Below are 12,242 nucleotides of genomic sequence, written 5' to 3' on the forward strand. Positions count from 1 at the left end.
TGAATGAGTTGAAGCTCCTGTTCAGTTGTGAGCAGGAGCTTTTGATATCCTTATAAAGAGAATAGGTGAAAAATATGCAGAAACGATTTTATAAAAAATGTCTTTTAGCGGTAATGATTGCTGGGGTGGCAACGAGTAACGCATTTCCTTTACATCCTTTTGCAGCAGAACAAAATGTAACGGTGCTACAAGAAAATGTGAAAAACTATTCTCTTGGACCAGCAGGATTCCAAGATGTAATGGCACAAACGACATCAAGCATATTTGCAATGGATTCATATGCAAAATTAATTCAAAATCAACAAGAGACGGATTTAAGTAAAATAAGTTCGATTAATAGTGAATTTAAAGGAAATATGATTCAGCATCAAAGAGATGCAAAAATTAATGCAGCATATTGGTTAAATAATATGAAGCCTCAAATTATGAAAACAGATCAAAATATTATAAATTACAATAATACTTTTCAATCGTATTATAATGACATGTTAATAGCGATTGATCAAAAGGATAGCGGAAAATTAAAAGCGGATTTAGAAAAGTTGTATGCAGATATTGTAAAGAATCAAAATGAGGTAGATGGATTATTAGGAAATTTGAAAGCTTTTCGCAATAGAATGGCGAAAGATACAAATAGTTTCAAAGAAGATACAAATCAGTTAACAGCGATATTGGCAAGTACGAATGCTGGTATTCCAGCTCTAGAGCAACAAATAAATACATATAACGATTCGATTAAAAAGAGTAATGATATGGTCATTGCTGGTGGCGTACTTTGCGTAGCTCTAATAACATGTCTTGCTGGCGGGCCGATGATTGCGGTTGCGAAAAAAGATATCGCAAATGCAGAAAGAGAAATCGCTAATTTAAAAGATAGAATTTCAGGAGCGCAAGCAGAAGTCTTAATTTTGACTGATGTAAAAAATAAAACAACAAACATGACAGAAACAATTGATGCAGCAATTACAGCACTACAAAACATATCAAATCAATGGTATACAGTAGGTGCAAAATATAATAATTTACTACAAAACGTAAAAGGAATTAGTCCGGAAGAGTTTACGTTTATAAAAGAAGATTTACATACAGCGAAAGATAGCTGGAAAGATGTAAAAGATTATACAGAAAAATTACATGAAGGCGTGGCGAAGTAAACAGTGGACTAGTTCTGCTGTTTATTTTTTTATCCTGTTTTTTGTAAGGGTTGAACTTGCAATTATATATAAGTTTGTCATGTGTTTTATCCATGTGTGCGTAAAAATCTTTTCGTTATCGCTCCCTTTGATAGAATCCATGTTCATATAGTTTTTTTACCGAATTTTTTAAAAATTAAATTTTACGACTTGATAATTCGTTTAAAATGATTTAATCTTATGTCAAATGATATATTTATCTATCAAAAATACTTTTGTAAAGATAAAGAAGTGATTGAGAATGTTAAACGCCCCATTGATGGTAAACCTTTAGGTGCAGCAGCATTGAAAAGATTGGGAAGAAATGAGTGAGCTTTCACAATAAAGAACTCTATAATTTGATGTAGTGTTTGATACCTTTCGATTAGATTTTTTGAAAAACAAACCAATATTAATTGAATCAAAGTTTAGAAAGTATGGTATGAAAGCAGGTTAGTGAGGGGAATTCAAAACCAATTTGATAAAAGCGAGGTAAATAATATGACTTTTGAAGAAAAATTACAAGCATATGCAGAACTTACGGTGAAAATCGGTGTCAATATTCAACCAGGGCAATACTTATTAGTCAATACATCAGTAGTTGCACTGGATTTCGCCCGTATAGTTGTGAAAGAGGCTTATAAGGCTGGGGCAGCGCGTGTTCATGTTAATTTTTCGGATGAAGAAATGGAACGTGCGTACTTTGATTATGCCTCAGATGAAGAATTTAATCGCTTCCCAGAGTGGATAGTCAAAATGAATGATGAGCTGATCGAACGTAAAGGAGCACTATTAATGATAGATGCTACAGATCCTGATAAATTTACAGGTATTTCATCTGATCGTCTAGCTACCTATCAAAAGGTAGCAGGAGCTGCTCTGAGAAACAATCGCAACGCCGTAATGAAGGATTCAATAGCTTGGTCGATGGTAGCAGTTCCTTCACCAAAGTGGGCATCGAAGGTGTTCCCGGATTTAGCAGCAGAGGATCAAGTACCAGCATTATGGGAGGCTATTTTTAAAGCTGTTCGTATTGGTGAAGGCAGTACTATTGAAAAATGGCGTGAACATGTAACAAATTTAGAATCTCGTGCGGTCCTACTGAACAATAAAAAATATATGAAGCTTCACTATACAGCGCCAGGTACTGATTTAACAATTGTATTAGCACCACAGCATAAATGGGTTACTGGAGGTGGTAAAACTCCTGATGATACTATCTTTATGGCTAATATGCCGACAGAAGAGGTTTATACGTTACCGATGAAACAAGGTGTAAATGGCTATGTAAGCAATACAAAACCATTAGTTTATCAAGGGAATATTATCGATGGCTTTAAACTGACATTTGAAGAAGGAAAAATTGTTAAAGCTGAAGCACAGGTAGGACATGATTTATTACAGGAGCTTATTAATGTGGATGAAGGCTCTTGCTATTTAGGTGAAGTAGCACTTGTACCACATGAATCACCAATTTCAGCATCGGGAATTTTATATTTTAATACATTGTTTGATGAAAATGCATCGAACCATTTAGCGATTGGTAAAGCTTATCCAACTTGCTTAGAGGATGGAAGAGATTTAGAAAACGATCAGCTTGAAACGTTAGGGGCAAATATTTCTGTAACACATGAGGACTTTATGATTGGCAGCAGTGAGATGGACATTGACGGTATTCTACCAGATGGAACTGTAGAACCAATTTTTCGTAAAGGTAGCTGGGCATTTTAAGTTTTTAATTTGAATAAAGGAGTAGAGTGGATGAAACGGTTACTAAGCATAATTGGTGCAACTATATAGGTGTTTCATCTGCTTTTGCTTAGGCTGAAAACTACCTCTTTAATTAGAAGTAAAATGCATGCAAAGGAGATAGGCCAATGAATTTCTGGGAAGTTGTTTTGATAGTAGTGAATTTTAGTCTATTGAGTTGGATACTGTTAATAGGCAGAGAAACGAAAAAGTGGTCTAAATTAGCTACTTTGATTGCCGTTGTAATGGTTACAGTTCAGTTATTGGCAGAAGGTTTTAGGTGGCAGATGATTCCGGCATATGTATCCCCGGTTATCTTAATTTTATGCTATTTATTAGCTGGGCGGAAAAAGGGCTTTAGAAGTTCGGGTATATTCATAGTTAAGACTTCGTTACTATGTATCTATTTGTTTGTAGCAGTTGCGCTACCCTTACTTATGCCAGTATTTTCATTTGAAGAACCAACTGGTCCACATAGGGTCGGTACGAAGCTATATCATTGGGTTGATCATCAGAGAAATGAACCATATTCAAAAAATCCAAACGATCGGCGCGAACTGATGGTGCAAATTTGGTATCCTGCAGCTGAAAAAAGCAAGGGGGATCCAGAACCTTATATTCGTAACATAAATGAGCTCTCCAAGGGATTGGAAAAAACATTGTCTATTCCTGCATTTGCATTCAGCCACATGGAATTGGTAAAGTCTCATTCGTTTATGGATTTACAACTCTCAGACTCAGAGAATCACTATCCCATATTACTCTTCTCTCATGGTTTTAATGGTTTTCGTAATCAAAACACGTTTCAAGTTGAGGAGTTGGCTAGTCAAGGATATATTGTTCTAAGTATCGATCATACCTTTGATGCTGCAGCTACCGTCTTTCCAGGTGGTCGAACTGCTTACGTACAGCCCATCAATTTAACTGATGAAGGAGATAGTCACATAAAATTATGGGAGGAAGATGTCAGCTTTGTCCTTAATCAGATAGAGAAACTTAACGAAAACGATGAGACCGGTTTCTTTACAGGAAGACTGGATACCTCGCGAATTGGAATGTTTGGCCACTCTTACGGTGGAGCTACCGCAGCACAAATACTTGCAAAAGATTCTCGTGTCAAAGCAGCTATCAATATGGATGGTACATTGTATGGTGAAATCTTGCCTGAAAGTGGCATTGGAAAACCATTTCTGCTCATGAATGCAGAAGAGCCTGATGAAGCAGATCCCTTTGAAGTGAGGGAGCGATACGGACGCGGGTTAGCTGGCGGTGGTATGTCAATGGTCATTCCTCATACGGATCATACAAGCTTTACCGATTTACATTTGTTCTCACCTCTGTTGCAAAGCCCAGGTGAAAATCCAAAGGAAGTTCATCGTATTATTAACGAATTCAGCCTGGCATTTTTTGACCAGTATGTAAAACAGAAGGATGACGGCTCAACCCTTAAAAGGCTGATAACCCAATACCCGGAAGTGAATTTTAAAATAAACCGATAACTTTATGCAGAAAGTAACTCGTACCATTTCCTTTGGCTCTTGTATTTATTACATTAAAGAATTCAATTTCTTCATCGTTATCTAAATAATGAAATACTAAAAATGAAACATTCAAAGTACTATCAGTTTCAGGAATATAATTCTTTTTGAAAAGCTACATTAAGCAGCTGGACACTTTATTTGAGATTGTTTATTATAATATCAAATGATATATTTATCTATCAAAAATGACGACTTTATATAGAAAAAGGGAGAGATTGACGATGAAGAAAGACTTGTCAGCGTTGAAGGAAGCGAGATTTAATGCAATTCTTGATTCAGCTACTATATTGCTTGTTGAAAATCCTACTGCTTCGATGAATGAAATTGCGGAATATGCGGGAATTGGAATTGCTACACTCCATCGCTACGTCGAAAGCAGGGAGAAATTGATGCTGTTCTTGGGCCATCGGGCTATACAACTGGTAAGTGATACTGTAAACCAGATTCCACTGGATGAGGAAAGAAGCGAAAACTATATCCCGGAACTCATTGAAGCGTTAATCCCTTTAGGTGACAAAATCTATTTTCTAGGTCATGATGCATCTGTATTTAACAACAAAGAATTAGGTGAAGCAGAAGAGAAGCTGAGGGAACCCTTAAGACGCGTTATTGAATTGCTACAACAAAGAGGTTACTTTCAGCAAACAGTTAGCAGTGAATGGATTTTGAATACGCTTTATGCTCTGCTTTTCCATACCTGGGAACAGGTACATGAAGGAAATGTGGCTAAAAAATCTGCTGCAGAGCTTGTTTTAAATACATTTTATTATGGTTTCAAAGCTAAGGATGAATTGAGAGGGAAGTGAACTGATTCAAATCCATGATAATTAATATTAATAATATAGAAAGTGAAAAGGAGCAATAGGATAATGAATAAAATCTCTATTGTAAAGGCTGTTCATCAATCCATGGTCGGCGCCCAGCTAAATGTAATGGCATTGGAATACATGGCGTTTCCACTTGCAGGATCTGAGGAGAAGAACACAGTCGATTGGACATTTTGTAAGCTATGGCGGCAGGAGAACAACCGTTTTAGTCATCAATACGCCTATGAAGCTCAAATGGACGGGAAAACTTTAGGGATGATTACTTGCTATCCCATACCCGTTTTAAATCGTCTTGCCTGGCCCACTTTTAAACAGCTGCTTTCGTTCCGAAAGCTGGGTTTTGTTGTTTATAACATTCTGAATATCAAAATGCTTTATTCCATGTTTACCTTGAAGGAGGGAGAAGATGACGAGTTTCACATCGGAACAATTGCCTTACTGCCCGAAAGTCGAGGACTAGGGATAGGTACCAGATTAATTGAGTTTGCTGAGGAACAGGCTTCGCTGCAAGGCTTTGCCAAATGCTCTCTGACGGTAAAGAAAGAGAACCAACTTGCCATTAAATTGTATCAGAGGATAGGCTACCAGATTACAGGTGAAATCAATAAACCAAAGTTATCGTTGTACAGAATGGTCAAAAACGTAGAACCTTACAACCATTTATAAAAAATTTGTACAGTATTAGAGGGTACCAGCACATGCCCATAAGCTTAAGGATTCAAAATTACCCCAAAGTAAAAAATGTACATTTTTTACAAGTTAACACAAAATTTTAGCTTGATAGTGATGGGATGAGGCTTCTATATAAAAAAACACAGTTTACACTCAAACTGTGTTTTTTCGACGTATAATGCTTTATCAACATCTCTTTTTATTCTTTAAAATCTGCAACAGAACCAGGCCCCTCCTCAAAGTATAAATTCCAAGGGAGGAACCGTTTTTTTATTTACTTATATACGTACAGCTGTACCACTGACAGCAACCATTAACATTCCATCACGTACAACTTCGTAATCTACGTCAATACCAACGATAGCGTTCGCACCTTTTTGTTTTGCAAGTTCTTTCATTTCGTCCATTGCAATATCACGAGCGTCTTTTAGCTTACTTTCATAAGCACCAGCACGGCCACCGACAACATCACGAACTGAAGCGAATAAATCGCGGACAATGTTTGCACCCATAATAGCTTCACCATTTACAATATCAATATACTCAATAATTTCTTTACCTTGAATTCCAGAAGTTGTTGTTACAATCATGACCGACACTCTCCTAATAAGTTGTAGTTTTGATAAGATTTCTTATGCCTTAGAAAAAGTGGTTCTGGTACCAAAAATACTCGATAGAAACATAGAGTATTTTTGCATCAAAACCTTCAATTACATATGTCTTGTTATGACATATGCAATTAAATAAAAGGAATAAAATTGTTTAACATATGTATCGCTATAACATATGCAAGGGATCTATTAGAAATAAGATAAGCCGCAGTAAGCATCACCGTGCCAGGTAAATATATAGCAAGATCCGAAAGTTGATTTGAATGAAGACCTGCAAAAATTATAATCGAAACGATGGATGCAATAGCAGTACCAACATATTCCGAAAAACGATTCACTAATATATGACGAAATATGATTTCTTCAATTATTGGCCCTATAATCCCAAATAGAAGTAATGTGAATATAATAGGCACCTCTGCGCCCCTTGTAAGGACCTGTTCTTGGTTCTCTGGCTGACCTATGTTTAGAAAATGCATAATAGAATTTTCCACAATTACCATAAGTAAAACCACCATAGGAATGCTTACTATTTTCAAAATTGTTTTCTCTTTAAAATAAGTAAAACTTTCAATAATTTCTTTCCTAAAGAAAATTATTCCTACAATAGCAGGTACAGTCAAACCGATGGCACTAAGAGCAAATTCTGATTCAACTAAATTACTGTTAGTTAAAAGTGATAGGCCAAATAATATGAACAAGCCAATTTGGAGTAGTGCAAACATTGTATAAACTATTAACATAATAATTTCTTTTTTATTCATTTTTATAAAGTTCACTTTATTGCCTCCATAATGAAATTACTTAGAATCTTTGATTTTTCTTGTTGCATTAGGTTCTCCTTCTAAAATATATTTATTTAATACCGAACCGGACCGTTCGGTTCGGAAACTAATGATACTATAAGTTTCTAGTTTTTTAAACCCCTTTTATAAATTATTAATAAAATAAAAATGGTAAATAACAAATATATTTATATCTCAGTTGCTTATTTACAAGCAAATTTCAGTACTCATTAATTTTTGACAATTAGCTTTTTATAGAATGAAGTGATAAGGCTTTTAACTGCAAGGACTGCGGGAGATATCCTAATATACGAAGTGAAAGTGGGAGTAGTTCAAACACTTTAGCTAAACATATTAATAAAAATTATATATAATAATCATAGTCTATACGTTAAAATTAACTATATATTTTTACACCTTCTACAATTGTAGGTGAAATTAGTTGTATAACAGGACTGAATTAAATAATTGGACATGTTAATTTTGACAGAAAATTCATTTTAATGATATAGGTAATACAATTTGATTACCTCTTTTCAAACTGTATGGTTTGAGGTTCACATAATATAGGGATGGATAATATATTTTTGTTCCAAACTTATTTATACTTACAAAAAAATTCAAGAAAATAGATGGTAAATATCACCTGGAATATTAAGCTCGTTTTTATTAGGAGGATTACAAAGTATGACTAAAGTTGATAAGATTAAAGAAAAAATTATTGAAACATCTTTATATTTATTTAATACTAATGGGATAACTCGCACATCCATACAGGATATAATGACAGCTACTGAACTACCTAAAGGATCTATTTATCGTAGATTCAAAAGTAAAGAAGAAATTGTCCTTGCTGCCTATGACAAAAGTGGTGAGATTATGTGGAGTCATTTTCATAAAGCAATGGAAAATAAAAAGACAGCAATCGATAAAATCCTTGCAATTTTCCTTGTATATCAAGATGCAGCTAATAATCCTCCTATTGCTGGAGGCTGTCCATTACTTAATAGCGCAATTGAAAGTACTGGAGTATTTCCAGAATTACAAAAAGCAGCAGCAAAAGGTTATGATGATACAGTAATGTTAATGGCTTCTCTCATAAAAGAAGGAATAGAGAAACAAGAACTTAAAGAAGATATAGATATTATATCGCTCGCTTCTTTTCTTGCATCTTCAATGGAGGGAGCTATTATGGCAAGTCGCGTATCTAACGATAATATACACCATCATTATTTTATTGAACAAATAAAACATCATCTTTTCTCTTATTCTAAATAAGTGAGAACTTGCAGTGTTTCCATCCGATTTTTATAAACTTAAATTGAATACATACCCCTTATGAACAGTATCTTTTGTTTATGAGGGGTATTTGAATAGCTTTTAGACGATGTTTCATGTTTCTTATTGAACGGCTTTGTTATCGTTACTACAGGAAAAGCAATAAAGAATGAATTACATATAAACTGATTTATATGTTGTAAGTGTTTCTATATTGGGTTTGTAAATCTACACAATAAGGTTTCATTGTATATAATAAGTGGAATAGAAGTTCAGTTAGATAAAATTCGGTAGTCGAATTTTTTTGCATAAAGCTGTATAATGCTTGTAACGAAAGGGAAATACAGGAAGGGATTTGTAATGAGTTACTATGGAAAAAGATAAACAACAATTAAGCGTTGAAGTTGCAAGATTATATTATCAATCAGATTATAGTCAGCAAGAAATTGCTAACAAATTAAATATTTCAAGACCGACGATTTCTAGATTGTTAAAGTACGCGAAAGAAAAAGGGTTTGTTCAAATTAGCATCGCCGATCCATTTGCGGATTTAGATAACGTTGGGAATTTACTGAAAGAAAAGTACAACTTGTTAGAGGCACATGTTGTGTTTTCTCCAGTACCGGAATATGCAACGATTACAGAGTATATAAGTAAATATGCTGCTGAGTATATGGAAAAGACGGTTAAAAACGGTGATATTGTTGGTGTAAGCTGGGGAATGACGATGTATGAAATCGCTAGAAAAATCGTACCGCAACATGTAAAAGGGGTAGAGGTTGTCCAGCTAAAAGGTGGTATTAGTCATTCAAGTGTAAATACATATGCGAATGAGACGATAGCTTTATTTGCAGATGCTTTTCAAACGACGCCAAGAAATCTACCTCTTCCGGTTATATTTGATAATGCAGTGACAAAAGAATTAGTGGAGCAGGATCGACATATTCATCACATTATCGAAATGGGAAAACAAGCGAATATTGCAATTTTCACTGTAGGAACAGTGCGAGACGAAGCGCTATTATTCCGATTAGGTTATTTCGATAAGGATGAAACAAATTTACTCAAAAAACAATCGGTCGGTGACATTTGTTCACGTTTCTTTGATGGTGACGGAAATATTAGTAGTGAAGAAATCAATAAGCGTACCATTGGAATTGAGTTAGAGGAACTGAAATTAAAGAAACGCTCTATTTTAGTTGCAGGTGGTAATAGAAAAATAAAAGCAATTGATGGTGCGTTACGTGGCGGGTATGCAAATGTATTAATTATCGATCAGCATACAGCAAAAGAACTGTTACATTATCAAAAAGGTTAGAAATAAAAGGAGTTCTCAAAATTAACATATTGAGAACTCCTTTTATTTTGTTATGTATGAATGATAGGAGTCTTTTTTGAACACAAATTGCCTTTTTAAAAATAATTATGGATATGGAGATACATACTACCATTGTTAACATAGAAAATTTGATTATATAGGAAGTGTTCTTTGTTAGAATGCGCTTTATTTACTACAAGAAAATTCCTTTTAAAAAAGAATGAACAAAATTTCAAAAGTGTATTTACATTTGTTCAACTAAGAGTTAGAATGAAGTTGTTAAAAGATATGAGGAGTGAAGATAATGAACATTGCAAAGTTAATTGACCATACAATTTTAAAAGCTAATACTACTAAAGAAGATGTTATGAAAGTAATCGAAGAAGCAAAGGAATATAAATTCGCTTCTGTTTGTATTAACCCAACATGGGTAAAATTAGCGGCTGATGAACTAGCTGGACATGATGTAGACGTTTGTACTGTAATCGGTTTCCCATTAGGAGCAAGCACTACTGAAACAAAAGCATTTGAAACAAAAGATGCTATTGCAAAAGGTGCAACTGAAGTTGATATGGTAATCAACGTAGGCGCTTTGAAAGATGGCGACAACGAACTTGTTGAAAAAGACATTTATGAAGTAGTACAAGCAGCAAAAGGAAAAGCTCTTGTAAAAGTAATCATTGAAACTTGCCTATTAACAGATGAAGAGAAAGTACGTGCTTGTGAATTATCAGTAAAAGCTGGTGCTGATTTCGTAAAAACTTCAACTGGATTCTCAACTGGCGGAGCAACTGCTGAAGATATCGCATTAATGCGTAAAACAGTAGGACCAAACGTTGGTGTAAAAGCATCTGGCGGTGTTCGTACACGTGAAGATGCAGACAAAATGGTAGCTGCTGGAGCTTCTCGCGTTGGAGCAAGTGCTAGTGTTGCAATCGTATTAAATGATGCAAAAGGTGCTACAGATAACTACTAATCGATAAAAGGTTAAAGCAATAGATATACGTTTAAAGTATATCTATTGCTTTAATAATTGAAAAAAATGTAAGCGGATACGAATGGGAGGAAACGGCTTATGAAATACTTAATCGGTGTTTTTGGCCTCGTATTGATTTTAGGTATCGCTTGGCTTGCTAGTAATGATAGAAAGAAAGTCAAATATCGTCCAATCATAACGATGGTTATATTACAATTCATTTTGGGGTTTCTATTATTAAATACAAGTGTAGGGAATATATTAATTAGCGGAATAGCAGATGGTTTTGGAGAGTTATTAAAATATGCCGCTGACGGTGTGAATTTCGTATTTGGTGGATTAGTAAATCAAAAAGAGTTTTCGTTCTTTTTAAGTGTATTAATGCCAATCGTATTTATATCAGCCTTAATAGGTATTTTGCAACATATTAAAGTATTACCTATTATTGTGAAATCTATCGGTCTAGCATTAAGTAAAGTAAATGGAATGGGGAAACTAGAATCATATAACGCTGTTGCATCTGCGATTTTAGGACAATCTGAAGTATTTATTTCAGTTAAGAAACAACTAGGGTTATTGCCAGAGAAAAGAATGTATACATTATGTGCATCAGCAATGTCTACAGTTTCTATGTCTATCGTTGGATCATATATGGTGTTATTAAAACCACAATATGTTGTAACCGCTTTAGTGCTTAACTTATTCGGTGGTTTCATCATTGCTTCTATCATTAACCCATATGAAGTTACTGAGGAAGAAGATATGTTAGAAGTACAAGAAGAAGAGAAGAAGACCTTCTTTGAAGTATTAGGGGAATACATTATTGATGGATTTAAAGTTGCGATTACAGTAGCAGCTATGTTAGTCGGTTTCGTTGCTCTTATCGCATTCATTAATGCAGTATTTAAAGGTGTAATCGGTATTTCATTCCAAGAAATTCTTGGTTATGCATTTGCACCATTTGCATTTATTATGGGTGTACCTTGGCATGAAGCAGTTAATGCCGGAAATATTATGGCAACAAAATTAGTATCAAATGAATTTGTCGCTATGACAGATTTAGCACAAGGAAACTTTAATTTCTCAGATAGAACGACAGCGATTATCTCTGTATTTTTAGTTTCATTTGCAAACTTCTCTTCAATTGGGATTATTGCAGGGGCAGTTAAGAGCTTAAATGAAAAGCAAGGGAATGTAGTCGCAAGATTTGGTTTGAAATTACTATTCGGTGCAACATTAGTAAGTTTCTTATCAGCAACAATCGTTGGCTTATTATTTTAATAGATTTATATAATATAAAAAGGAATGGTGAT

The 12,242-nt window shown here is 34.5% G+C and carries 12 protein-coding genes; 10 read left to right on the plus strand and 2 right to left on the minus strand.

Features of this window, described 5'->3' with window-relative positions; all coding sequences use genetic code 11:
- The first annotated feature begins 74 nt into the window (after positions 1 to 74).
- The 6 genes from nheC (at position 75) to ACTFRU_RS12395 (ending at position 5,955) form a co-directional block, all read left to right on the plus strand.
- A complete protein-coding gene (gene nheC / locus ACTFRU_RS12370; protein WP_001171994.1) occupies positions 75 to 1,154 on the plus strand; it encodes a non-hemolytic enterotoxin NHE subunit C in 1,080 nt (359 codons plus the stop codon).
- Positions 1,155 to 1,373: 219 nt separating this feature from the next.
- On the plus strand, positions 1,374 to 1,505 hold the full coding sequence (locus tag ACTFRU_RS12375) for a hypothetical protein (RefSeq protein ID WP_257790052.1): 132 nt from the start codon (positions 1,374 to 1,376) through the stop codon (positions 1,503 to 1,505).
- A gap of 168 nt (positions 1,506 to 1,673) precedes the next feature.
- Positions 1,674 to 2,903: an aminopeptidase gene (locus ACTFRU_RS12380; RefSeq protein ID WP_290102314.1), complete on the plus strand. Its 1,230-nt coding sequence runs from the start codon at positions 1,674 to 1,676 to the stop codon at positions 2,901 to 2,903.
- A 146-nt stretch (positions 2,904 to 3,049) separates the two neighbouring features.
- Positions 3,050 to 4,420, plus strand: coding sequence for an alpha/beta hydrolase family protein (locus ACTFRU_RS12385; protein ID WP_087875194.1), 1,371 nt, complete (start codon positions 3,050 to 3,052; stop codon positions 4,418 to 4,420).
- A gap of 263 nt (positions 4,421 to 4,683) precedes the next feature.
- Entirely contained in the window at positions 4,684 to 5,268 is a 585-nt protein-coding gene (locus ACTFRU_RS12390; RefSeq protein ID WP_000710981.1) for a TetR/AcrR family transcriptional regulator, read from the plus strand.
- 63 nt (positions 5,269 to 5,331) lie between these two features.
- Positions 5,332 to 5,955 (plus strand): GNAT family N-acetyltransferase, encoded by a 624-nt coding sequence (locus tag ACTFRU_RS12395; protein ID WP_001033856.1) that lies wholly within the window; start codon positions 5,332 to 5,334, stop codon positions 5,953 to 5,955.
- A 284-nt stretch (positions 5,956 to 6,239) separates the two neighbouring features.
- Here ACTFRU_RS12395 and ACTFRU_RS12400 read toward each other — a convergent pair whose 3' ends face one another.
- Both ACTFRU_RS12400 and ACTFRU_RS12405 read right to left on the minus strand, forming a co-directional pair.
- On the minus strand, positions 6,240 to 6,551 hold the full coding sequence (locus tag ACTFRU_RS12400) for a heavy metal-binding domain-containing protein (RefSeq protein ID WP_000637505.1): 312 nt from the start codon (positions 6,549 to 6,551) through the stop codon (positions 6,240 to 6,242).
- Positions 6,552 to 6,700: 149 nt separating this feature from the next.
- The gene (locus ACTFRU_RS12405; protein WP_001009308.1) at positions 6,701 to 7,351 is read right to left on the minus strand and encodes a CPBP family glutamic-type intramembrane protease; all 651 of its coding nucleotides are present in this window, start codon (positions 7,349 to 7,351) and stop codon (positions 6,701 to 6,703) included.
- A 693-nt stretch (positions 7,352 to 8,044) separates the two neighbouring features.
- On the opposite strand from ACTFRU_RS12405, the gene ACTFRU_RS12410 reads away from it, so the two are divergent.
- The 4 genes from ACTFRU_RS12410 to ACTFRU_RS12425 all read left to right on the plus strand — a co-directional run bounded on the left by ACTFRU_RS12410 (position 8,045) and on the right by ACTFRU_RS12425 (position 12,210).
- Complete coding sequence (locus ACTFRU_RS12410) at positions 8,045 to 8,635, plus strand: TetR/AcrR family transcriptional regulator (RefSeq protein WP_000169640.1); 591 nt, start codon at positions 8,045 to 8,047, stop codon at positions 8,633 to 8,635.
- Between the two features lie 370 nt (positions 8,636 to 9,005).
- Positions 9,006 to 9,953, plus strand: coding sequence for a sugar-binding transcriptional regulator (locus ACTFRU_RS12415; RefSeq protein WP_000409781.1), 948 nt, complete (start codon positions 9,006 to 9,008; stop codon positions 9,951 to 9,953).
- A gap of 304 nt (positions 9,954 to 10,257) precedes the next feature.
- Positions 10,258 to 10,929 carry a deoxyribose-phosphate aldolase gene (deoC, locus tag ACTFRU_RS12420; RefSeq protein WP_001017441.1) on the plus strand — a complete coding sequence of 224 codons (672 nt, stop codon included), beginning with the start codon at positions 10,258 to 10,260 and terminating at the stop codon, positions 10,927 to 10,929.
- A 99-nt stretch (positions 10,930 to 11,028) separates the two neighbouring features.
- Positions 11,029 to 12,210, plus strand: a complete 1,182-nt coding sequence (locus tag ACTFRU_RS12425) for a NupC/NupG family nucleoside CNT transporter (protein WP_000876188.1) — start codon at positions 11,029 to 11,031, stop codon at positions 12,208 to 12,210.
- The last annotated feature ends 32 nt before the right edge of the window (positions 12,211 to 12,242 follow it).

The sequence above is a fragment of the Bacillus cereus group sp. MYBK220-1 genome (assembly GCF_051916445.1).
Classification (GTDB): domain Bacteria; phylum Bacillota; class Bacilli; order Bacillales; family Bacillaceae_G; genus Bacillus_A; species Bacillus_A cereus.